The organism is Paenibacillus sp. NPDC101420, assembly GCF_050277435.1.
Classification (GTDB): Bacteria; Bacillota; Bacilli; order Paenibacillales; family Paenibacillaceae; genus Paenibacillus_AQ.
Genome location: NZ_JBNNSE010000005.1, coordinates 304,615 through 329,858, shown reverse-complemented (window position 1 = coordinate 329,858; position 25,244 = coordinate 304,615). Strand labels below are relative to the sequence as shown.

The window sequence follows — 25,244 nt, the reverse complement described above, 5'->3', positions numbered from 1 at the left end:
ATAATGGGCCCATCTTAACTTCGGTTTATAAGTTTAGCTATCGGCCGAGTGAGTCTTTTTAGTTATTTTGAAAAACTTGAATTCTGTGATACATGAGTATATTCAATAAATCTATGAGGATTTTCTATGTTAGGATGATATTTCTGATGATAGTATTCAATGTAAGTTTAAAAAGTAAAGGAGGAATTAATGAACATTTTCGCACGTTTTAATTTGTAAGTATGAGTTAGGAGAATTATGCGAAAAATCTAAACCGGTTTAGATTTAATCAGTAACACACTTGATGCTTGAATAAGCCTTACTCCACAGCGGCTAGCGCTCTTAGAGAATAACTCCTTCCTGAAAGTAAAATCATCCTATCGGTTTATGAAGCAAACGTTTATGCATTAGAAATTTTTAATTGAAAACTCGCTCTTTACGATGACCCATTATCCTAAGCTGTACCTTAATCGAAAGGAATGGTGATAAGTATGAGGAAAAATTGTAATCGCTTACTTAAAATATTGTTTTGCTGCATTCTAATAACCTCAATCATAACGCCTAGTACCAGTTCTCCCGTTTTGGCTAAGGTTCTCCCGGGATTAGCGGATGTGTCCAGAGAAGTGGCCGCTGAAGGTATTGTGCTGCTGCAAAATCCGGAGTATAAACCAGCAGGATCACAAGTAAATGAGAATGAACAAGTGCTCCCTATCAAGATGAGTGAAAATGTATCGGTATTTGGCCGCATACAAGCGCATTATTACAAGTCAGGCACAGGATCTGGCGGTGCGGTAAGAGTAGATTATGTGAATGGGATTCTGGAAGGTCTTCGGAATAATCCCAGTCTCAAGTTAAATGAAGATCTGGCGAAGGTTTATGCCGACTGGATCAAAAAGAATCCTTTCAACAATGGCGGTGGTGGCTGGGCAGCAGAGCCATGGTCACAGGCAGAAATGCCTTTAACCGATGAAATTGTGGATGCAGCAAAAGCAAAAACGGATACAGCTGTGGTCATCATCGGCAGAACAGCCGGTGAAGATAAGGATAATACGGACGTCAAGGGTGCCTATAAGCTGACAGACCTTGAAGTAGACATGCTTAACCGGGTCTATGCCAAATTCGACCGAGTGGCCATCGTATTGAACGTAGCCAACGTTATCGATATGTCATGGGCTAAAAACTATCCCAAAGCTGCTATTTTGTACACATGGCAAGGGGGGATGGAAGGCGGTAGCGCAGTAGCCGACGTACTGACCGGAGATGTTACGCCAAGCGGAAAATTGAGCGATACGATTGCAGCTACACTTGCTGACTATCCTTCTACTGCACATTTTGGCAGCAAAACTGAGAATTCTTATAGTGAGGATATTTATGTAGGCTACCGCTATTTTGAGACCTTTGCTCCGGATAAGGTGCTCTATCCATTTGGGTACGGACTGTCATATACCAATTTTAAGATCACGACTGATAATGTCAACGCTGGTGAGAATGAGGTTGCAGTGACTGTAACTGTTCAGAATACAGGTAAGGTGGAAGGCAAAGAAGTTGTACAGATTTATTACGGTGCACCACAAGGTAAACTTGGCAAGCCGGCCAAGGAGCTTGCTGCTTTTGCTAAGACCCGGCTGTTACAGCCTGGGGAATCACAGTCGATCACCATCACGTATGACACCAAAGATATGGCCTCATATGATGATAGTGGAATTACAGGTCATGATTCATCTTATGTCCTAGAAGCTGGTGACTATAATATTTACGTAGGCAACAGTGTAAGTGACAGCGAAAAGCAAGGAGTATACAGCCTTAATGCTTTGAAGGTTGTAGAAACCCTGCAGGAAGCGCTCGCACCAACTAAGGAATTTGATCGTATCAAACCAGGACAACCGAATGAAAATGGTACTTTTACGACCGTCACTGAAAAGGTACCGACACGGACTACCGACTTGGATGAAAGAATCAAGCAAAATCTCCCTGCGTCCATTGCACAAACTGGGGACAAGGGTTATACCTTATTGGATGTATACAATCAAAAAGTGACTATGGATCAGTTCATTGCACAATTGTCCAATAACGATTTGGGGGCCATTATTTTAGGGGAAGGAATGTCCAGCCCTAAAGTTACTGCCGGTACCGCTGCGGCTTTTGGTGGTGTCACTAAAAATCTGCTGAAATTCGGACTCCCTATCGACAGTGCTGCCGACGGTCCTTCAGGAATCCGGATGGAGACCAATGCAGAGAAGGCGACCAGTATCCCGAACGGGACGATGCTTGCCTGTACGTGGAACACCGAGCTGAATGAAAGATTGTTTGATCTTCTCGGTAAAGAAATGCTGATTAACAATATCGATACGCTGCTTGGACCGGGAATCAATATCCACAGAAGTCCCCTGAACGGAAGAAACTTTGAGTATTTTTCAGAGGATCCGTTACTGACAGGCATCATGGCTGCTGCGCAGACAAGAGGTCTTCAGAAGAACGGTACATCGCCTACTATTAAGCATTTCGCAGCGAACAATCAGGAAACGGATAGACATCTTGTGAATGCACTTGTCTCTGAAAGAGCGCTTCGCGAGATTTATTTGAAAGGTTATGAAATGGCAGTGAAGAGTGGAAAGGCGCGTTCAGTGATGACGTCCTATGGTCCGGTAAACGGAACTTGGGCTTCCAGTAACTATGATCTGAATACGACCATCCTCCGCGGAGAATGGGGCTTTGACGGGATTGTCATGACAGACTGGTGGGCGAAGATGAGTGAGGATCAGGGCTTCTATGCCACTACCAATCGTTATGATGAAACCAACGGCAAAGCCATGGTCCGTGCCCAAAATGACCTTTACATGGTAATTCCGAACGATTATGCAGAAACGCATAAGAATCGGAATAACAGTACCTTTAATACGATGACATCGCTTGCTAACGGCAGTCTGACCCTGGGAGAATTGCAGCGTTCTGCCAAGAATATCACGAGCTTTTTGATGAAATCTCCAGCCTTTGCAAGAATGGCAAAGATTGATTATGTAGTCAATTATACGCCGGGAAGAGATTGGTTCCGGGTGAATACGGACAAATCAGGAGATCCACAGCTCTCTGATATTACGGTTGGCGGCAAAAAGATCAAAATATTTAATCCATTGAAACTCGACTATAAAGCCTTTGGTGAAACGACTGAAACTAGCAGCTATCCTGAAGTCAAAGCTACGGCGATAGCTGGTGTAGACGTAAGTATACGACAAGCCGATAAAGATAGACCGGCTGCTGTAATTACTGCTTCGGCCGGAGGAGAGAAACGGATCTACAAGGTTATTTTCTCTTCGGAGGAAGGCTTGGAACCGATTTTTGAGAATCCGACCTATGCTTATTTAAAGAATATCTCGATTGATGGTAAGCCGCTTGAGGGGTTTGCACAGACTAGGTTCAGTTATGATGTAGGTCTCAGTAACGGGGCTACTTTACCTGAAGTTACGTTTGAAACGAATGATGGTGTAAAAGCAACGGCCAACGTAGATCTCATCAATAAAAGAGTGACGATCAAATGTATCAGCTCCGATCAGGCGAATTCTTATGTGATACAGTTTGGTACGACACCACAGAGCGATGAGTTCGATAGTACAAATCTAAGCAACTTCTGGACGATTAATAAAGAGACTGCTACCAATACAGAAAACAACAAAAATTGGTCTTTGAACACTGCTCTCGGCAATTTGAGAATCATCGCTGAAAGAGGCGACTTCTGGAGTGATCATGCAGATTTGAAGAACTATTTCCAGCAGGAGGCCTTCGGCAACTGGGAAGCAACAGTGAAAATTAATATGAGCAAAGCACCAAATCAAAATTATAACGGCGTCGGCATCACGGCTTCACAGGATAACAATAACTATATCTGGGTGAAGTATGAATACAGTAGCGGCAAGATCATCGGTATGACCAAAGAAACCGGAGGTACGGAGCCTGTTACCATCGGACAACTGTCTGCCAGCCAGCTCACCAGTATTTTTGGAGAAAAGAAAGAGCTATATTTACGTTTGAAAAAAATAGGCAACAGCTATTCCGGTTATGTCAGCGCTGACGGCAAGGAATATATTTCACTTGGCAGTACAACTGCGAATTATGCCAATCCGAAGTTTGGATTACTTGCATCTAATGGAAGTCAGAATCTCACAGATCCATTTATTGTTGATTTTGATTATGTCAGAATCAACAGTGATGTAGCTTTGGCAGTAAAGAAGATTGGGAAAAATACTAAATTGAAGGTAGCTGAGACGGAATTTGCCTCCATTACTCCGATAATCACGCCAGTAAGCAGTAATGATGTAGACGGCGGATTATGCTACACCAACACAAGTAAGGGAGAAGCCATCTCCTATAAGGTAAATGTAGAGAAAGAAGGCATGTACAAAGTCACATCACGAATTCGCTCTAGCCAATCGGATGTCGCCCAAATGTCCTTTGGCATCTATGATGGCGATAAGCTACTGGGTACCTTCGACCTCACCACGACTAAAGGGGTATGGAAAACCTTCAGAATCCCTGATATTCAGCTGTCGGCGGGTGAGCATACCCTTAGAATTGTATTTGAGAGTGCTGGTATTGACCTGAACTGGTTAACCTTCCAGCTGAAGCAGGACAATGTAGACACATCGGCGTTAGAAGCGGATATCAAGGCTGCTCAAAATATCGATATGAATGCATACACAGCTTACAAAAAGCTCAAATTCAACGCTGTGCTGGATGAGGTTAAGGCTGTTCTTGCTGAGCCGATTAACGACGAGGTTGTTGCAGAAGCCATAGCTTCCTTGAAAGCGGCTATAACAGATTTGAGCATATCGTCTATGCCAATCAATATTGCTCCGAGAGAAACGCTGAAAGTAGAGAGCGGTATTAGAATCTATCCTTATAATGCACCATGGATTTATGCAACGAATACCCAGTTCAGATTCGAAAGTGGTACGGACGCCATGAGTTATGTCAATTCTAATGACCTTGTTTATTTCGGTCAGGTTGACTTGACTAATCTTGTGGAAGTAAGAGTGCAGTATGCCCGTGAAGGCGGATCGTCTCCATCTTTTAAATTCTATACAGAGGCTGACAATACGGGTAAACCAGTTAAAAGAGCTGTTACACAAGGAAGAGCATACGCTGATGCTTACAGCGGCGGAGGTTCTTTTGAACTTGGTAATGAATTTGCAAGCATTAGTTTTGCTCAGAAAGCAGGCGCTGCTTGGGGGAATTATGGAATGGCAAGCACTAAACAAACGCCTGGAAATTCTTACATTGATCATTATTTGACAGCGGAAACCTTCCTAGACAGAACCAAAGTGACTGGAAAACAAAATGTGTATATGATTTTTAACGGATTAAATGCAAATTTACAATATGTTGAACTCATTTATGCTGATCCGATTGAAGTCACCTTCGATCAGAATTATCTGGACTCACCGGCTCCTATCAAAGTAACCGCATTTAAAGGTGAAGCATTAAGCACCTTACCTCGGGTACCGGAACGTGAAGGCTACATTTTTGCTGGCTGGTTTGATAATAAAGAAGGGACTGGTAATGCATTAACCGTAGAAACGGTAATGAACATAAGCACGGTGTATTATGCCAAATGGACAGAAGATCCCCATGCTAAAGAAATTATATCGATTGTTCAGCCGCAACTGCTGAGTGTGCCGTTCGGAACTGCTGCAGGAGAATTGAATTTACCAGCTACAGTGGAAGCTACATTGGGCAACAAAAGGGTAATTCACTTGCCTGTACAATGGGATAGTAAAGATTTCAACGGTGGAAAAGCGGGGAGTTATACGCTGGCAGGTAGCTTTGAGCTTCCTGAGGGGGTATTGAATAGTACCCATCAAACTGTTTCTATTACAGTGGTTGTACTGCCAGAAGGCACTAAACCTATCCAGATTACTAAAGTTGAGAAGCTGGAGGGCAAAAATGTTGAATTTGGCACCGCTTTTGATAAGTTGGAATTGCCGTCTTCAGCTACAGTAACGCTTGATACGTATGAGCAGAAGGAACTTGTTGTTAAATGGAGCCCTGCTGGTTATAACGGCAATGTGGAAGGATCATACGTGCTGAGCGGTACTATGGTATTAGAAGAAGGAATGATCAACCCTAATGATCTGAAAGCTTCCATCACCATTCAGGTAATGCCGGAAGTGATTCGTGTCGCTGAGATTGTCACAGTGCAGGATTTGGAAAGTAAGAGCGTTCCATTCGGCACTCCATTTAATGGATTGAAGCTACCATCATCGGTCATAGCTACTTTGAACAACGGTGAGACAAAGGCGATATCCATCGATTGGAATAGTGAAGGTTACAATAGCGATAAGCAAGGAGCTTATATGCTGAAAGGAACGCTAGTACCTCTGGAAGGCGTCAGCAATCCCAAAGACCTGAAGGCATCCATTACGATCGAAGTACTGGCGGAGGTCATTACGATACCGGAAATCACGGCAGTGCAAGCACTAGCAAGTAAAAGCGTTGCTTATGGTACCAGCTTTGACGCACTGGAGCTACCTGCTTCAGTATCAGTAACTTTGAATACCGGGATGAATAAGGTCGTATCTGTTCAGTGGAACAAGGAAGGCTATAACGGTAATACGGAAGGAACGTACACCATCAAGGGGGATCTGATCTTCCCTGAGGGTATAGCTAATCCACTTGGCCTGAAGGTACAGATCTCTGTGATCGTTAAACCTTACAGCGGTGGAGCTGGTGGTCAACCAAGTACACCAACACCGACTACCCCAGCGGTACCTTCAGTACCATCGATTCCTGGAGAAGTCGTAAAACCTGGAGAACAGCAGCCTCAGCCTCCAAAAACAGATGGAAAAACGAAGACACCGGAGCTAATCAGACAAGAGCTTAAGAATAAGTTTAAAGATGCTACTCTAATTCCTAGCTGGGCAGAATCTGCGATTGCAGCGCTGGTGGAGAGAAATATTATCGGCGGACGCACAGACGGAAGCTTTGATCCAAGTGGGAAGGTAAACCGTGCCGAGTTTGTTGCCATGGTAGTAAAAAGCTTCAACTTTAGCATGGGCGAGAATCAAAAGCAGTTTACTGACGTTCTGAAAGATGCTTGGTATCAAAACTATGTTGAGATTGGGACTTCTAATCAACTGATCAATGGTATCGGTAATGGTATGTTTGCTCCTAATAGCAGCATTAGCCGTCAGGACCTGTGTGTAATTCTATTTAATGCATTGAAGAAACTGAATGTTGAATTGCCGCAAGCGACTAACCATGACTTCCCAGATGATGCTTCTATTGCGGGTTATGCTAAAGAAGCGGTCTATGTCTTCAAAGATCTTGGTATTGTAAATGGAGGCAGCGGTGGAGAAATGGATCCGACAGCTTCGGCCTCAAGAGCTGAAGCAGCTGTGATCATCAACAATGTACTGGATTACTATGCTAGCGTAACAAGCTCTAAAGTGAAATAAACAAAACAAGGGTATCCCGGCGCCGATTTTCAATCGGTTAGGGATACCCTTATTTTGTTATTTCGTAGCTTTACTAAAGCGGCCGATGTAGCGTCCCCAGCAATTCCCCCATCTTTACCTTCGTGTTGACCTCAAGCTTGGGTCTCGGGGTAAAAGTACCGCTCTCCATAAGCAGTACTACAGTGGAGCCGAACTCGAAATAGGCTAGATCATCGCCGATTTGCCACTCGGTAGCGTTAGCATCCGTATACCCGATGCTGCTGACGTTCATCGCGCCTACCTTTACTACTGCGGTTTCTCCGTAGTCTCCGGCGATATACGTGATAAGACGTTCATTGCGATTCAGTACGCCCTTCATATGTCGCATGCCGAAATCGTTGACAGGATAGGCTCGTCCACGAATATGATCACTCTCAACCTTATGTCCAGTAAGGGGAGAGTGAATCCGGTGATAATCCGTAGGACTTAGATAAAGGACGAAGAAAAAACCTCTCTTGTATAGCTCCAGATGCGGAGAATGATTTAGTAGATCCTCGATCTTATAATCCTGCCCTTTTACATTCATAATCGTACCAGAGGAAATGTCACCCATAGCAGTAATCATTGCATCTACGGGACTAACTAAAGCGTCAGCATCGGTTGCAATAGGCCGCATGCCAGGCTTCAGCCGGCGGCTGAAAAACTCATTAAGAGTGAGATATTCTCCAGGATTCTTCTCCGCTTGGGCGGAGGGGATTTGATAAGTCTTAATAAATACCGGGATTAGAAAACGGCTGAGTCTACTATGAGAAAAAGACCCCATTAACCGTGAAAGCCATCGGTGCGAGGATAGCTCGGTCATTAGCCGCAGCAATTGTTTTACCATGCCCATCTCCCTTCCATAATACAGCAGTACGGTCGTATGTGGCCGCCATCTGCTCTGCATTATATTGACATAGAATAGGAGACAAATCAATAACTGTTATATATGAGGCTGTTCTTTTCTAGTAAAAAACGTGCGTATCCCATAGGTCTTCGGTAACTCTCCTTCCAAATCTCCGTAAGGCCGGCTTTGTGAAATCCATAGCGTTGGTCGCGGCCATTGCATTCTATGAAGAAGATGCGACCATCATTTGTAATGCCTATATCCAGTCCGATATCGGCCAGCCCTGGAAGGTCTTGCTCGAGACAACGAGCTATAACAAGGCTAAGTGTTTCGACAGCTATACGGATATGGGCCGCTATTCCTCTAGAGAAGGCTTTTTCCAGCGCAAAGGAAGAGCTTAACGCTTCTCCTCCACGGGCTATATTAGAGACAAACCCCCCAGGGGGTGCTAGTTTAGCAAAGAGACCGGTAACCTGCCAATCGCCTCCCCAGCCGCGTTGAACGGTGACGCGTAAATCAAAGGGACGTCCTCCAATCTCAGCAAGGGGAATACGCTCCTGCACGAGATAAGGGACAGAGGCAAGGCGTGCCCGGAGCATTTTTGGCAGCGCCCCCTGATATACGGGAGTGCTTATCCAGCGCCGCATGGAGGGGGAGAGATAATTTAAGCTCCAGTGCTGAGGCCCTTTACGAACCAGTCGCATGACCCCATTCCCAATGCTTCCACGGCAAGGTTTAAGAATAAGATCGGGGTAACGATTCATCATTTGTTTGAGTCCAGATACGCCAGTTGTTGCTGGCAAAACCTCACGCAGCTCTTCATGCTGCTCAAGCAGTTCATGGATCTCATCCTTGCCGTATCGATTGCAAGTATTGTACACCAAAGGATGGTGCCGCAGCAGACGTTGCATTCCTGGGCTATTCTGGCTGTATATGGCTCGGTTATGGATGACAGTTGGCGTAGGAACTACTACGCTTTTATATCCATGAGATCCCTTTATATAGGCGGCGCTGAAGCCTGAGTCTGTATCGATGTCCGCGAGCTTCAGAAAGCAGGGAACTAGGCCGTATGCAGCGGCCGCCTCTTCATAGTTGGATAGAGACTCCTGTCCTGTTTTTAGCCGGGGAACGCCCCGGTGCATATCGGCATTTAGTAGTATTCCAACGAGCTTATGCCCCATGTTTGTTCCTCCTGTTTCTTCGGTCACGTGATTCCCGCTTTTACTACTCTTGTCATTGTATGTTTGTACCCGCATGTCAGGGTGGACGAATGCGCGGCGGCAGAAGCCTTTTTTTAAATATAAGAAAGTATAAATTTCATCAGAATCTTATTAAGGGCTTATCGCAAAAGGGTGTCATCAGCCTATACCGCTGCATATGATGCCTAGGAGAAACAATAGATGGAAGGAGGAGACTGCTTGTGAGGGGTTCCAAAAAAAAGCAGCCGCGCAGTCCACAAAAACGACTCTACTATGTAGATAATCCCAATATAAAGGAACTGAGCATGCTGGAAAGCAAAGGCAGTTCTAAGGATTCGGGGAGCAGCAATGACGGAGTCAGTAAAGCAGAGCTCGCTGATGTTCAGGTAAGTGGAGGAGCAATCGCTGAAGTCGTTCAAGAGGAATCAATTTTCGTACCAGTTCTGCAACCAGAGCCAGAGCCAGAGCCAGAGCCTATAGTGGAAGAGCAGCTTCAGAAACAGGCGGATAATCTTCCTGAGACGATTTGGTTCGCTCCTGAAAAAGAGCGGTTCCAGCCCGTTTATACAGATGATCTATCGGATGCAGCAGTTACAGGAGCTAAAATCGCTCCACGTACCATTGACGGTTCTAAGCTGAAGTTCGGCATTATTGGTACACCATGGTTGCAAGATTACGCTGTACAGAGCATCAATATCGCGGACAAGGCAGTTACTTCTTCGAAAATCGCGCCTGAATCCATTGTGGGTGAACATTTAGCTGAAGGAAGCGTAAGTGGCGGTAAACTGCTGGATCATTCCATCAGTGGAGAGAAGCTGAAGAACGGTAGTATTAGTCCAGAGAAGCTGGCTGATCGGATTATCGGCGGCGGTCAAATTGCGGATAAATCAATTGAGAGCCGTCATTTGAGCGATCTGATTATTACGGCTGATCTACTGGAAGATGGAGCGGTTACTGGTGAGAAAATAGGAAGCAGCAGCATCACAGGCCGCCACATCGCAAACGGGAGTATAGACCGTTCCAAGCTAGCTGATGCAGCGGTATCTGGCGATATAATAGCCGATGGTGAAATCAGCAGCTCCAAACTGGCTGATGCTGTGATTGAGGGTCGCCATCTTAGCGATGCTTTGATAACCGCTAGACATTTGGCTCCGGGAGCGATCGGACCAGGGCAGCTTGCCAGCAAGCTGATCGGCAAGGAGCAGCTCCAGTCGGGTGTAATCGAAGGCGCACATGTAGCGGATGGTGCTATTGGTTCCAAGCAGTTAGGTGCAGAAGTAGTGAGAAGCATCCATCTAAGTGCAGAAAGCGTACACGGTTCCCATATCAGCGACGGGGAAATAACGAGTCGCCATCTAGCTGACCGAAGTATCTCCTTTTTAAAGCTAACAGAGGGTGCGGTAGGTACTGCACAGCTGGTTGAGCAAGCGGTCACCTCATCGAAAATCGCTGATCAAAGCATACTCGCACATAAGCTAGCAGATGAAGCTGTAACCACCAGACATATTGCCAAATCCGCCATACGCGGACCGCAAATCGCTATGCAAGCTGTTTCCTCTAATCATCTGGAACGTGAAGCTGTGAACCACTCCCATATAGCTTCGGAAGCGGTGGGCTCGGAGCAGCTTATGGATGAGGCTGTTCATACGGATCATCTGTCCTCTGGTGCTGTCACTGGAGAAAAGCTGGCCTCAGAGTCTGTGGGTGCGGAGCACCTGCGTTCACAGAGCGTAACTTCCGCCAAGTTAGCGGACGGAGTGGTGAGCTCGGCTAAACTAGCAGCAGGATCGGTCATTGGAAGCACGATTGCTCGTGAAGTGGTAAGTGGTGAGCATATTGCTTTTTGTGCAGTGGAGGAGAAACATCTAGCAGATGCCAGCGTGAGCGGTCGTGCCTTGCAGGATGCTGTAGTGGATAAAGATCATCTTGCCACTGGAGCTGTGGAACGGAGACATCTCGGAGAAAATAGTGTGACTACTGCTGCGATTCAGTCCGGCTCGGTTTCGGGAGATAAGCTGGCTTCTGCTGCGGTGAGAGAGATTCATTTGGCCGCTGGGGCAGTGCAGCCACATCATCTGGCAGATCATGTGGTGACATCGTTAAAGCTGTCCCCGGAAAGTGTATCGACGGATAAGATTAGTGATTTATCGGTCACATCGGCTAAGCTTGCTGATGGAAGTGTGGATTCCAGTAAATTAGCAGTGTCGGCAGTTCAGGCAGAGCATTTATCTGTGAATGCAGTTCATTCAAAATCCATTAGCGATAGTGCGGTTCAGAGCAGACATATGAATCCGGGAAGTATCGGCGGGGCGCATATCCGGCCGTTGTCCATCGGAAATGGTCATATCATTCCTAATTCCATCTCTTCGATTCAAATACAGGAGGGCAGCATTAGCGGGTCTAAGCTGGCCAAAGGGGCTGTGGATTCCCAGCATCTTTCACCGGGCAGTGTAGACGGAAGCCATCTATGCATGGATACGATTGAAGGACGTCATATCGGGCATGGTGAGATCAAGCTGGCTCATCTAGCTGAAGATGCACGTAGCTCCGACTTGCTGCCAGAGGGCAGTATTACCGGGGAGAAGCTGGCGGAAGAATCCGTAGATTCTATTCATCTTGTACCTGCAAGTGTAGACGGAACTCATCTGAGACTGGGTGCAGTAGAAGGTCGTCACATTCAGCATGGTGAGATCACACTAGTTCATTTGGCAGAAGAAACGTTTAGCTCTGAGCTACTGCCTAACGGTAGTATTACCGGCGAGAAGCTCGCTGAGGAATCCGTAGGTTCTATTCATCTCATGGCCGGAAGCGTAGATGGCAGTCATCTGAGCTCGGATATAGTGAAGGGACGTCATATTGGGCACGGTGAAATCACCTTAGCTCATCTAGCCAAAGATGCACGTAGTGCAGACTTGCTCCCAGATGGCAGTATTACTAGAGAAAAGCTGGCGGACGAATCTGTGAATTCAAGTCATTTAATACCTGGAAGTGTGAATGGCAGTCATCTGGCTCCAGATACAATAGAAGGACGTCATATCGGGTACAGTGAGATTACGCTGGCTCATCTAGCCAAAGATGCACGTAGCGCAGACTTGCTTCCAGACGGTAGCATTACCCGAGAAAAGCTGGCGGACGAATCTGTGAATTCAAATCACCTAATACCTGGAAGTGTGGATGGCAGTCATCTGAGTCCGGACGCAGTGGAAGGCCGTCATATCCGAAATGGTGAAATCACCTTAGCTCATTTGGCAAAAGAAACACGCAGCTCTGAATTATTACCAGACGGTAGTATCACCAGTGAGAAGCTGGCCGTAGAATCCGTAGATTCAAATCATCTAGTACCAAGAAGTGTAGATGGCAGTCATTTGAGCCCAGGTGCAGTTGAAGGCCGTCATATCCGAAATGGTGAGATTACGCTGGCTCATTTGGCAGAAGAAACGCGCAGCTCAGAATTGCTGCCGGACGGTAGCATTACCGGTGAGAAGCTGGCAGAAGAATCCGTAGATTCAAATCATCTAGTACCAGGAAGTGTAGATGGCAGTCATTTGAGTCCAGACGCAGTGGAAGGCCGTCATATCCGAAATGGTGAGATTACGTTAGCTCATTTGGCAAAAGAAACACGTAGCTCTGAATTGCTGCCGGACGGTAGCATTACCGGTGAGAAGCTGGCAGAAGAATCCGTTAGTTCTATTCATCTTGAACCTGGAAGTGTAGGGAGTAGTCATCTGAGTTGGGGTGCAGTAGAAGGCCATCATATCGGGTATGGTGAGATTACAATGGCTCATCTAGCACCAGAGACACGCAGCTCAGAATTACTGCCGGACGGCAGCATTACCGGTGAGAAGCTGGCAGAAGAATCCGTAGATTCAAACCATCTGGCACCAGGAAGTGTAGATGGCAGTCATTTGAGCTCAGGTGCAGTAGAACGACGTCATATCGGGTATGGTGAGATTACCCTGGCTCATCTAGCACCAGAAACACGCAGCTCCGATTTCCTGCCGGATGGTAGCATTACCGGTGAGAAGCTAGCAGAAGAATCCGTAGATTCAAACCATCTGGCACCAGGAAGTGTAGATGGCAGTCATTTGAGCTCAGGTGCAGTAGAACGACGTCATATCGGGTACGGTGAGATTACCCTGGCTCATCTAGCATCAGAGACACGTAGCTCCGAATTGCTGCCAGATGGTAGCATTACCGGTGAGAAGCTGGCAGAAGAATCCGTAGATTCAAACCATCTGGCACCAGGAAGTGTAGATGGCAGTCATTTGAGCCTCGGTGCAGTAGAAGGACGCCATATCCGTTACGGTGAGATTACCCTAGCTCATCTAGCATCAGAGACACGTAGCTCCGAATTTCTGCCAGATGGTAGCATTACCGGTGAGAAGCTGGCAGAAGAATCTGTAGATTCAAACCATCTGGCACCAGGAAGCGTAGATGGCAGTCATTTGAGCCTCGGTGCAGTAGAAGGCCGCCATATCCGTTACGGTGAGATCACACTAGCTCATCTAGCATCAGAGACACGTAGCTCGGATTTCCTGGCAGACGGCAGCATTCCCGGTAAAAAGCTTGAGGGTGGATCCATCTCTGCTTTCCACTTGGCTCCAGGTAGCGTGTATGGGGGGCATTTAGCGGGTGGTACGATAGATAGCCGCCATATCCGGCAAGGAAGTATTAACCTGAATCATCTGGCGGAAGAGGTCTTTAGCGCAGATCTTTTGCCGGATGGCAGTATCACAGGTGAGAAATTGGAGGGTGGATCTATCCAATCATTCCACCTGGCTCCTGGTAGCGTCTATGGCGGTCATTTGGCAGGGGATACGGTAGATAGTCGCCACATTAGATCTAACAGCATTACCCTAAAGCATCTGGCAGAGGAGGTTCGTAGCTCCGAACTGTTGCCGGAAGGTAGCATTACCGAAGAAAAACTGGCCGAAGGTTCAGTGAATGCTTCACATTTACAGCCATGGAGTGTGTACGGAGAGCATCTTGCTGACCAGATCGTGGCAGATCGGCATTTGCAGCCCGGTATCATCAAACTGGAGCATCTTGCGGATGAAACACGCAGCTCTGCGTTGCTTCCTGATGCTAGCATCGATGGAGTAAAGCTGAAGGCAGGAAGTATTGAGTCCTCTCATCTGGCTGATGGTTCGGTAGGGACGACAGAGCTTCAAGATGAATCGGTGGTGGCTTCCAAAATCTCTTCCTTCGCTATTCAAGCCCGTCATCTAGAGGAAGAAAGCGTTCAGGATTATCATATTGCTCCTGGTGCAGTAAACGGTGCTCATTTGGCAGTGAATTCTGTAAATGCTGAACATCTATCCTTCAGTCCGATTCAGACTGCAGGTAAGCGAGAAGCGCTTCAGCAGTTTGGAATGACAGCATTCATGTTCAATGGGGATGCTGAGAGTGTGGAAGTGACCGTATCGTTCGATGAGAACTTTGGTCATACCGGTTATGTGCTCGTCGCCATGACGAATCAACCATATTTCTATGCTTCCTTGAAGAGCAGAGCCAACGGAGATGCAGTGATACAAGTGGTGCGCTTGCGCGAAACTCCGCATTTCTATGGGGTCATCTCTTGGATTGCTATCGGCGCTCCGTTAGCCAAACCGGTAGTGGATGATCGTGTGTTTGATTAATTCGCAATGATGATGTACAAAATGCTAAGCGCAGCCGATGGCTGCGCTTTTTGTTGTGTTGTCCTCCTAGCAATTAAGAGGGTGAGTACATTTGTCCTGTTTTCCACATGACAGGAGACAAAGGCCGTTACCCTGTTCGGCGTAGTACATAAACTGTGATGTAACCCTCAGCCTGACGAATAGGCTCTGTAAGGAAGGTGGATGAGCATGAAGCCCAAACGTACTTCTGCCCGCCGCACGGGACGGCGGGTCTCTCGGATCAAACGGCGGACTTCACGCCCAGTGCGGCAAGTCGCCGCAATCCCTATCGTTAACCATCCAAATCCCTATGTTTCGGTTATTATTCCTGCCATGAACGAAGCGAAGACCATTGCGGGAGTGATATCCGGAGCTAGAAGGGTCCATCCGCGCTGCGAGGTTATTGTAATCGTCAACGGATCAGCCGATCAAACGGCAGAAATTGCCCTTTCGCTTGGTGCGCATGTTATTTCCTATGAGTTGCCGCTGGGACACGACGCTGGTCGCAGTGTCGGAGCAGAGGTAGCTAAGGGAGAGGTTCTCTTGTTTACCGATGGAGATTTAGTGATTCCTGCCTCGGGGCTACGTCCTTTCGTCACCGCCATTAGTGGTGGCGCAGACATAGCGCTTAATGATTATTCCGGACCGGTAAGGAGACTTTCGCCCCATCCGGTGGTGCTTTCCAAACATGCACTTAATATTTTGCTTGGCCGTCCGGATCTAAAAGGATGTTCGATGACGGCGGTTCCGCACGCAATCAGCCGAAGAGCGCTTGAAATCTTAGGGAGTCAATCATTATCTCGTCCCCCTCTGGCACATGCTCAGGCAGTTCTGAGTGGTTTACGTGTGGTAGCTGCTCACAAAGTGCATGTAGGGAAACTGAATGCGGTCAGACGTAAGGAAGATGGCACAGATCCTTTGCAGCAGTTGATTACAGCAGATCATATGGAGGCTGTATCCCTCTTGCTTGAACACCGGGGAATCAGGGCGGGGTTCAGCGACGGAACCCGGCGCAGAGAGATGGTGAGATGATGGTTGCTCTGTTACAAGTATCTGGTAGCTCTGCCGTTCGACGAGGAACAGCAACTCGTACGGTAAAGAAACGTTCAGCATCTAGTCAGGCCAAAACAACACTGGCACCCCGCCAAAGGGTAGCGAATCGTTCGGTAAAAAGAGGCATCCCTACCGCTCGGCCACCGATTCTGTCTCGGCAATCAAAGGTAGGTCGCGAATTGCTGAATTTACCGAGCTTACGTGGGACCTTGTCAGTTATTATCTCCGCGCGTAACGAGGAGCAGACCTTGGGACGTCTGCTGCAACAGGTATCGCTCTTGGGACCTACTGAAATTATCGTCGTGCTTAACGGTTGCAGCGATAGCAGCTTTCCCATTTCCAGACAACATCGTCAAGCTATAGTTGTGCATTGTCCGGAGTCAGTTGGACATGATGTAGGGCGGGCTATTGGTGCGAAGCTGAGTCGAGGAGATACTCTGCTCTTCCTGGACGGAGATATGGTTATCCCTGCATCTCAGCTCGGATTATTCACAGCTGCTGTAGATGGTGGAATTGACGTGGCTCTTAATGATTTGGATCCACTGATGCCTTCTTTTGGATTATGCGATGATGTTACTCGCAGCAAGCTGTTTCTGAATTATGCTCTTGGACGGTACGATCTCGGAGTTAGCTCTATGACGGCTGTCCCTCACGCGCTTTCCCGGAGAGCACTTGAGACTATAGGCTACCGTGAATTAATAGTTCCTCCTAAAGCCCAAGCTCGTTCTGTATTAGAGAAGCTAAGGGTGGAGAAAGTTGGAACGGTGAATGTGATTAAGCATAATCGGCTGCGTCAAGCGAACATAGGCGCTGGAAATGCTGTGGAGAAATTGATCATAGGGGATCACGCAGAGGCTCTCCTTGAGGTGCTTTCCCGTCGAGATGATGGGGGCCTACTTAATAGCGAAACGCAGCGTGAATACCGCAGACAAGTAGCCGCTTGGAGGAACCGGATATGACGATGACTAGTATTATTATTCCGACCTACAACGCGTTACCACTGCTGCGGTCCTGTGTGGAATCGATACGTGCGTATACTCCACTGCCTTACGAGATCATCGTTGTAGATAATGCTTCATCAGATGGAACGGATGCCTATTGCCGCGCGAATCGTATAACGTTTATTTCATTGCCTGAGAATCGAGGCTTTCCATCCGCCTGCAATTTGGGTCTACTGCTAGCATCAGGGGATGAATTGTTACTGCTGAATAATGATGTGGTGGTTTCCCATAGATGGTTAACTAATCTGAAGAGATCGCTATATAGTGCTCCTGAAGTTGGTATTGTTGGGCCAGTGACAAACTATGCGAGTGGACGTCAACAGGTGAAGACTGATTATGAAAGTCTGTTAGATTTTCATAAGGCTGCAGAGATAACTAACCGTTCCAATCCTCAAAAATGGTTGGAGACTAAACGTTTGGTAGGATTATGTTTTTTATTCAAAAGAGAGCTACTTACTTCCGTAGGTCTGTTGGATGAGAGATACTCACCTGGACATTACGAGGATGATGACTATTGTTATCGCGCCAGGCTAAAGGGATACCGATTGCTCATCGCAGGGGATTGCCTTGTACACCATGAAGGAAGTGCGAGCTTCAAGCAGGTATACCACACCGGGCTACAGGAGCTGGTGGAACGAAATCGTAAGCTCTTTATGAACAAATGGAATGTGGATCCAACGAGTTTCATATAAAGTGCAGATCCGAAGGCAAAGGACTTAGATAAAGAGGAGGAAAGTAAGTGAAAGGAGTCATACTGGCGGGCGGAACAGGATCCAGACTTCAACCGCTGACCCGGCTTATGAACAAACATTTGCTTCCGGTCGGCAAATATCCTATGGTCTGTTACGGCATAGATCGGCTTCGCCGGGGAGGGATTACCGACATTCTTCTGGTCATCAGCAAGCAATCTGCTGGTCTGTATACGGATTTTTTAGGCAGCGGTGCAGCATTTGGTGTATCTCTGACTTATAAGATTCAGGAAGCTGCTGGAGGCATTGCAGAGGCTCTCGATTTAGCAGAAGGATTCATTTTCCCTGGGGAACGGTTTGTCGTATTGCTTGGTGATAATCTGTTTATGGATGATCTGACACCTTACGTGGAGAGCTATCTCCGGCAGCCTGAAGGTACAGCCAAGGTATTGCTGAAGCCGGTGGACGACGCACGTAGATACGGTGTTCCCGTGTTCGATAGTCAAGATTCCGCATGGATTGCTTATATCGAAGAGAAACCTGAGCATCCCAAGACCAAATTTTGCGTAACAGGTATTTATATGTACGATGAAGCTGTGTTTGACATCATCCGCCAAGTATCCCCTTCCAAGAGGGGGGAACTGGAGATTACCGATGTAAATAATATATATGCTGCTAACCGCAGGCTCAGCTATGATGTTCTCAAGGATTGGTGGAGCGATGCGGGGACGTTCCAGTCTCTGCGGGAGGCGGGAGAGAAGCTGAAGGATGCACTGCCATAAGTGGCAGCGGTAACGTGGAGTGGCCGGCCTTGGGTCGGGCACTCCTTTTTTATAAACTATAAGAAAGTATATCCTTCACCATACTTTGCTTATATTCTACGAGAAACGGGGGTCGTCCTTATGGACGGCTCCCGTTTTTTCTTGATTAGCGCAGCAGTCCGGACGAAGGAGCTGATCTCAAGCTTGCGTAGAGATATTATCTTCATCAACCCGGTTCTGTTTGCGGTATTTGAGCGGTGAGGTTCCGGTCATGGTTTTAAATACTCTTCCAAAATGGGTCAGGTTACCAAATCCTGCACGCTCAGCGATTTCCGAAACGGTTAATTTGGAGTCCTGCAGCAGAGAGCGGGCTTCTTTGAGGCGGGTGTTATTTACATATTCGCTGAAAGTAAAACCGGTTGTGTCCTTGAACGTTCGGCTTAAATGGGAGGTGCTTATGGAGAACCTGTCCGATATGTATTCCAGAGACAGAGGCTCAGCGAAGTTACCGTTGATGAAATGGATGATTTGGGAAATTTTCTTATGGGTCCGGTTCGTTTCTACAAAATGCTCGTTTTGATCCGGAAGCTTTTTTCGTTGGATGAAGATCAGCAGCTCCATCAACAGGATTTTCCGATAGTAGTCGAAATTTGGAGGTCTCTTGGTGTCTTCATGAATCAATTTGCTAAAAAGATTCTCGACAAAGATCTGGTCGTTGCCGCTTAACTTGATCGCATTTGATCTGGAGTGAAAGCAGGAGAAGAGGTCGCATGGAAGAGGGCTGTCCGCAAAAAAGTCGCGAAGGAACTCCCTTTTAAACAATAAAGTAACTCTTTCGTACATCGTACCATTTACATTAATCAGTCTGTGCAGGTCATTAGCGTTAATGAACAATAAAACCCCGCTGACGATTTGAAAGGTTCGGTCTTCTATAAAATAGTACAGCTCTCCAGACACTAAGTAGAGAATTTCATAAGCATCGTGATAATGATTTGAAGGCATACTTGAGACATTTTTTTTCTCTCGGCTAATGTGAAAGGGATCAGACTTATAGAAGTTGATTTCCAGGGGTGTCATCTCCAATCCGGCGGGAATGATCCTCGCAGAAACATGATCCATACCTGAATCAATCGTATCACGTTCATTGACCTGTTGAACAGGATAGAAATTAAATAGCGGTAAAAGTAGAAAATCATTAACAATAACAAAATATGCAGAGATTGAATAGAAATGAATGCGCTATATTTACATATAAATCGTATTTAAGGAGGGGAAAAGAAAATCAGGGTCCGCTGCAAGTGAAAGTTAAAGCGCTTAAACTATTATCTGCGAAAAGAGGGAACGAGAGTGCAAAAGAAGGGTCATTTGAAAAGAAGGCTGCACCAATCCATTTCTTTGTTGCTCGTGCTTATACTGCTGCCATTCCAGATTGCAAATGCTGCACCTGCACCAGATGCTGTCGGTTCAGATTCAATAACCGGTGTAAAGACGATTGCCGAATGGGTGTTTGATGAGGCCGCTGAAAATGTGGGGGTAATCTCGGCTACATACGGCATCTATGAGACAGCGTCTACTTTTCGCAATGTAGGCGGTGTGTTCGAGGATGTGGATGTAAGCAAGAAAGCGATCAGCTATCAGGGCTGGGACAATGGAAACGGGAAAAAGTATTGGCTTGCTACCGTGTCTACAACCGGGTTTGAGAAGATCACCTTATCCTCTGAGCAAAATTCATCCGGGTCAGGTCCGCGTGATTTTAAAGTGCAGACGAGTGTAGACCGACAAACGTGGGAGGATGTGCCGAATACGAATCTTAAAATGGCCGTCTCCAGTTTTGATTGCCCGGGCGATACCTGCAGATTGGTGAATACTCCCCTTCCGAACAGCAATGATCGGGAAATATTATATATTCGCTGGATCGTCAGCTCCGATAGCAACACCAGGGGGAATGATGAGGGCATAGGGGGTTCAGGTTCCAGTAGAATCCGAAATATCAAGGTGTCCGGCGAGCCGATCCCGGGGAAAGAACCTGTCATTCCTACCGTAGATCTTGTCCAGCAGCCTGTAGACGGTTCTGGAAATGTGTCTCCCGAAGCTCCCGTTGAAATCAAATTCAACAAGGCCATTGCCCTTGATCCGGGTTATGCTGTCCGATTTTCCGATGAGAACGATCAACCGGTTGATGGGGTTACACTTGAAGTCTTAAACAGAGATACTTTGCGGATAAACCATCCTCCGTTGACTTATGGGAAGTCTTACACAGTAACTATACCCAAGGAGCTTATCAAGGGGGCAGATCTTGTGCCGCTAGTTCGGGAAGTTTCCTGGAGTTTTGGCGTTCAGGATTCGCCTCTTGCTCCAAAATCCATCAATATGACATTTAACGGAGATCCAAAGACGAGCATTGCTTTGGCCTGGTACACGGATGCAATGACGGATACCGTGGTACAGGTTATAGAAGCCTCAAAGGTTATGGGGAACATTTTCCCGGAGAACGGGGCTTTGACTTATCAGGGAGAGGCCGAAGAAATTGAGACCTTTATGAGTAAAAGCGACAGAAGTACGAACCATAAAACGAAATTTATTAGTCATAAAGTCATTGCAGACCAGCTTCAACCGGGAACAGCTTACAAATTTCGGGCAGGTAACGGCAAATCAGGTGATTGGAGCTCTATCGGCTCGTTCACTACCGATGCTGCCGGCCACCAGCCTTTCCGTTTTATCGCCGGTTCCGATTCACAGGCTTCCAGCAAGTCTGACTTTGAGCCTTGGGGTGATACCTTCCGGAAAGCAGTTGATTATATAGGCGACCCTAAATTCCTGATCAGCGCCGGAGATCTGGTGGATAACGGTGATTTGGAGGAGCAGTGGCAATGGATGCTCGGAGCAGCCCAGAATCAATTACTGCAAGTACCATATGTGCCTGTACTTGGCGGTCATGAGGTCATGGATTATGACGGAGACGAGACGACACCGAATAACAACTTCTACAACCATTTCAACTTGCCGAAACAGGTTGTTGCGGATACTCATGAAGGCTCTGTGTATTCTTTTGAATACGGTGATGCACTCTATCTTGTCTTCAATTCGCAGTATTCGGGGGCACTTGCAGAGAATGGGAAAGAAGTGGAATGGGCAGATGACCAATTCTGGGACCAAGTGGCCTGGATGAAGAGTACGGTCGCCCGCAGCGACAAGAAGTGGAAGTTTGTTACTTTTCACAAAAGCCCCTATGCAGCAGGCGACAACTCTGCACAATGGGAAGACGATCGCGTCCAGTTTTACAAGAAATACCTGATTCCTGCCTTTGACGAGATGGGCATCGATATGGTGTTCGAGGCCCATGATCATATGTATATGAGATCCTTCCAAATGTACAATGATGAAGTTATTCCCAGGGAAAAACTGACATTTGATGGAGAGGGCAATGCGCTCAACCCCAAAGGCACGGTCTATCTCATGTCTAATGCATTCGGAAATAAATTCTATTATAAGAACAATCAATATGTACTGGATGAGAATGGAGAACCCCGCGAGATTCAGGACGAAAACGGGAATCCGGTTCCTTATGATGATTACTTTGCAGCTATCGACGAACAGCCGGAGAAGAAGATGTTTACGGATGTTTCCATCACTGACCGGGTGCTTTCCTTTACAGCGTATACCGCAGCCGTAGCGGATGAGAATCAGCCGGACACCGTTGGCGACGGCCTAAAAGCATATGACAAGTATGGGATCAAGCGAACGGACACCAAGCCGGACCCGGCGGAAGCGGTGAAGGTGAAATTGAACGGCAGCAAGGCGGCTCTGACCTGGAGTGCACCTTCCGCAAGTACAGAACCTGTAAGAGGATTCCGGATTTATGAGAAGAATGACAAGGTGAAGACACACTGGAGCATATATGTGCCAGCAGCGGAAGGTCAAACGGAATACACCTACACGGTAGATGATATCAATCCTGCGAAAAAATATGAATTTATTGTCAAAGCGGTCGGCACAAGAATCAATTCAGATCCGGTCGAAGTCAGTACAATCGAAGGTCCAAGCGAGTCGGAGCCGCCTTCAGCACCTTCAGATTTAAAAGGAACTGCTGTTTCTCCTTACCAAATCAACTTGAAATGGACGGCATCGGCCGGCAATATTCAGGCAGCGGGCTACAACGTATACCGCAACGGCAGCAAGGTCGGCACGACGAAGGAAATATCCTACGGCGATACCGGGTTAACTCCGGATACGGCCTATAGTTATACTGTGAAGGCCTATAATGCAGAAGAGAAGGAATCGCTGGCGAGCAATACCGTTCAAGTAAAGACCAAACCTTCATCCACTGGAGAGGGTGTCCATAAGGCATTTCCGCAGCATACGCCTTATGTGGCCGGCTCCATTAAGCCGAATCACTTGACTCAGGCCCAACTGGACGCTACGGTGGGCAGATTATATAACGAGTGGAAAACAAAATATCTGAAACAAAATCCATATCAGTCAGACCAGTATTACGTGTGGTATAGCGACGGAGATTGGTTTGAGAATAACGAGATTACAGTTTCAGAAGCGCATGGCTACGGAATGCTGATTACCGCTTTGCTCGCGGGTCATGATCCGGAGGCTAAGAAGTATTTTGACGGGATGTATCGCTATTTCAGAGCACATCCAAGTGAAATCAATCCCGATTTAATGGCATGGCAGCAAGCGGATACCGGCACCGAAATTATTGATATCAATGGAGTGGATTCGGCAACCGACGGCGATATGGATATTGCTTACGCTCTTCTGCTTGCCGACAGCCAATGGGGCAGCAGCGGGGAAATTAACTACTTGTCCCAGGCCAAAAAGGTAATCAACGCTATTATGAAAAGCGATGTCAACCATTCCGAGTGGACATTGAAATTGGCGGATTGGGTCAGTGACAATGATTCCATGTTCGGCAATGCTACACGTCCTTCCGATTTTATGCTGCAGCATCTGAAAGATTTTAAAAATGTATCCGGAGACCCCAATTGGGATCGTGTTACCGATAAGACCTACAACATCATTAATAGTCTGTATGAAAATTACAGTCCCAAAGCCGGTTTGTTGCCGGATTTTGTATTCAAGGATGATACGGATGGGCAATACAAACCGGTAAGCCAGAAAATATGGGATACCCCGGATGGATACTTCCTGGAATCGGAAAATGACGGGGATTACAACTACAACTCTTCCCGTATTCCCTGGCGGATCAGTACGGATTATCTCCTGACAGGTGATAACCGGGCTAAAGAGCAGCTCAGCACGCTGAACCGCTGGATTCGGGCCAAGGCGGATAATGATCCGGCCAAGATCCTTGCGGGATATAAGCTGGACGGCACGGAAGCAATCAATGATTATGCAGACACATCCTTCTCCGCACCGATGATGGTCAGCGCCATGATCGATTCATCCAATCAGGAGTGGCTGAATAAATTATGGGATTATAATGCGGCTGTTTCCACCGAAGACGATTTATATTTTGGCAATAATCTGCGTCTGCTCAGCATGATTGTGGCATCCGGCAACTGGTGGACACCAACCATCGTTGATACTGAGGCTCCCATGGAACCAACAATAGAGAGAGCGGAAGCGGTATCCAGCTCTGCCATTGATCTAAAATGGACACCTTCCACGGATAAATTGGGAGTAACGGGATACAGGATTTACCGCAATGACGTTGAAATCAAGACCCTGGAGGCAACAGAATACAGAGATAGCGGTTTATCTGCGGATACCCAGTACAAATACTATATTATAGCTGTTGATGCAGCAGGAAATACGTCCAAGATAAGCAATGTGAGAATCGTATCTACATTAAAGGCCAGCGGGGACGGTGGCTCGGGCAGCGGTGGAGGTGGTAACCCGACTCCAACGCCAACGCCGGCAGCTCCGAAGCCAAGTGAAGGTCCGTCGACAACACCGGCACCAACACCGGAACTGCAGCCAAAGAAATCTGTTTTCAGTGATATCGGTAGTCATTTGTGGGCCAAAGAGGCTATTGAAGCTCTGGCGGCTAAAGGAATCGTTCAGGGGACGTCGAGTACTTTCTTTGAACCGGGCGCCAAGATGAAAAGAGCGGACTTTATATTGCTTCTGGTCAGAGCGTTTGATTTAAAGGCTGGGTTTGAAGTGAGCTTTGCGGATGCCGATCAGGACGCATACTATTATGAAGCGCTGGGAATAGCCAAACAATTGGGCATTGCCAGCGGAGTTGGCGGCAACAGGTTCAATCCGGGAGCAGAGATTTCCCGGCAGGATATGATGGTATTCATCGTAAGAGCATTGCAGAAGTCAGGAAAATTAGCGGAGACCGGTTCCATCTCCGACCTTGGCAAATTTGCGGATGCCTCTAAAGTGGCTGATTATGCCGTAAAGGCAGCAGCCGTACTGGTCAGGGAGGGCATTGCCCTTGGTGACGGGAAATTGCTCCATCCAACGGAAGCTGCAACCCGCGCCGAAACGGCGGTTCTCATTTACAGAATCATCAATAAATATTATTAATCCAAAAGGCCAACAGCCCGTTCCAAATGGACCGGGCTGTTGGCCTTTTATTTTCCATTTACACGGCCTGTTGCAATTTTCTAAA

Annotated in this window: 10 protein-coding genes; 7 read left to right on the top strand and 3 right to left on the bottom strand. The window is 47.0% G+C overall.

The genetic code is table 11. The features are described from left to right. The first annotated feature begins 590 nt into the window (after window positions 1–590). Complete coding sequence (locus ACQKMP_RS21895; RefSeq protein WP_427471034.1) at window positions 591–7,427, top strand: glycoside hydrolase family 3 N-terminal domain-containing protein; 6,837 nt, start codon at window positions 591–593, stop codon at window positions 7,425–7,427. Between the two features lie 73 nt (window positions 7,428–7,500). Here ACQKMP_RS21895 and asd read toward each other — a convergent pair whose 3' ends face one another. Both asd and ACQKMP_RS21885 read right to left on the bottom strand, forming a co-directional pair. Further along, window positions 7,501–8,292 carry an archaetidylserine decarboxylase gene (gene asd, locus ACQKMP_RS21890; protein WP_042191516.1) on the bottom strand — a complete coding sequence of 264 codons (792 nt, stop codon included), beginning with the start codon at window positions 8,290–8,292 and terminating at the stop codon, window positions 7,501–7,503. A gap of 86 nt (window positions 8,293–8,378) precedes the next feature. Next, window positions 8,379–9,473, bottom strand: coding sequence for a YheC/YheD family protein (locus ACQKMP_RS21885; protein WP_427471032.1), 1,095 nt, complete (start codon window positions 9,471–9,473; stop codon window positions 8,379–8,381). 239 nt (window positions 9,474–9,712) lie between these two features. Between ACQKMP_RS21885 and ACQKMP_RS21880 the strand changes: the two genes are divergently transcribed. The 5 genes from ACQKMP_RS21880 (at window position 9,713) to ACQKMP_RS21860 (ending at window position 18,673) form a co-directional block, all read left to right on the top strand. Next, a complete protein-coding gene (locus ACQKMP_RS21880; RefSeq protein WP_427471030.1) occupies window positions 9,713–15,130 on the top strand; it encodes a WIAG-tail domain in 5,418 nt (1,805 codons plus the stop codon). A 207-nt stretch (window positions 15,131–15,337) separates the two neighbouring features. Further along, window positions 15,338–16,180: a glycosyltransferase family 2 protein gene (locus ACQKMP_RS21875; RefSeq protein WP_331281393.1), complete on the top strand. Its 843-nt coding sequence runs from the start codon at window positions 15,338–15,340 to the stop codon at window positions 16,178–16,180. Beyond that, complete coding sequence (locus tag ACQKMP_RS21870) at window positions 16,177–17,160, top strand: glycosyltransferase family 2 protein (protein ID WP_427471028.1); 984 nt, start codon at window positions 16,177–16,179, stop codon at window positions 17,158–17,160. The genes ACQKMP_RS21875 and ACQKMP_RS21870 overlap by 4 nt, the downstream gene beginning before the upstream one ends. Then, window positions 17,157–17,894 (top strand): glycosyltransferase family 2 protein, encoded by a 738-nt coding sequence (locus ACQKMP_RS21865; protein ID WP_042191509.1) that lies wholly within the window; start codon window positions 17,157–17,159, stop codon window positions 17,892–17,894. The genes ACQKMP_RS21870 and ACQKMP_RS21865 overlap by 4 nt, the downstream gene beginning before the upstream one ends. A gap of 47 nt (window positions 17,895–17,941) precedes the next feature. Beyond that, a complete protein-coding gene (locus ACQKMP_RS21860) occupies window positions 17,942–18,673 on the top strand; it encodes a sugar phosphate nucleotidyltransferase (RefSeq protein WP_042191506.1) in 732 nt (243 codons plus the stop codon). A gap of 177 nt (window positions 18,674–18,850) precedes the next feature. On the opposite strand, the gene ACQKMP_RS21855 is transcribed toward ACQKMP_RS21860, so the two are convergent. Next, entirely contained in the window at window positions 18,851–19,729 is an 879-nt protein-coding gene (locus tag ACQKMP_RS21855) for an AraC family transcriptional regulator (RefSeq protein WP_042194468.1), read from the bottom strand. Between the two features lie 270 nt (window positions 19,730–19,999). On the opposite strand from ACQKMP_RS21855, the gene ACQKMP_RS21850 reads away from it, so the two are divergent. Further along, the gene (locus ACQKMP_RS21850; RefSeq protein WP_427471025.1) at window positions 20,000–25,159 is read left to right on the top strand and encodes a glycosyl hydrolase family 8; all 5,160 of its coding nucleotides are present in this window, start codon (window positions 20,000–20,002) and stop codon (window positions 25,157–25,159) included. Window positions 25,160–25,244 lie beyond the last annotated feature (85 nt).

Coding starts and splice junctions, on each gene's coding strand:
- asd (WP_042191516.1), bottom strand. CDS start 8,292: ATGGTAAAACAATTGCTGCGGCTAATGACCGAGCTATCCTCGCACCGA.
- ACQKMP_RS21865 (WP_042191509.1), top strand. CDS start 17,157: ATGACGATGACTAGTATTATTATTCCGACCTACAACGCGTTACCACTG.
- ACQKMP_RS21855 (WP_042194468.1), bottom strand. CDS start 19,729: ATGACACCCCTGGAAATCAACTTCTATAAGTCTGATCCCTTTCACATT.
- ACQKMP_RS21870 (WP_427471028.1), top strand. CDS start 16,177: ATGATGGTTGCTCTGTTACAAGTATCTGGTAGCTCTGCCGTTCGACGA.
- ACQKMP_RS21885 (WP_427471032.1), bottom strand. CDS start 9,473: ATGGGGCATAAGCTCGTTGGAATACTACTAAATGCCGATATGCACCGG.
- ACQKMP_RS21875 (WP_331281393.1), top strand. CDS start 15,338: ATGAAGCCCAAACGTACTTCTGCCCGCCGCACGGGACGGCGGGTCTCT.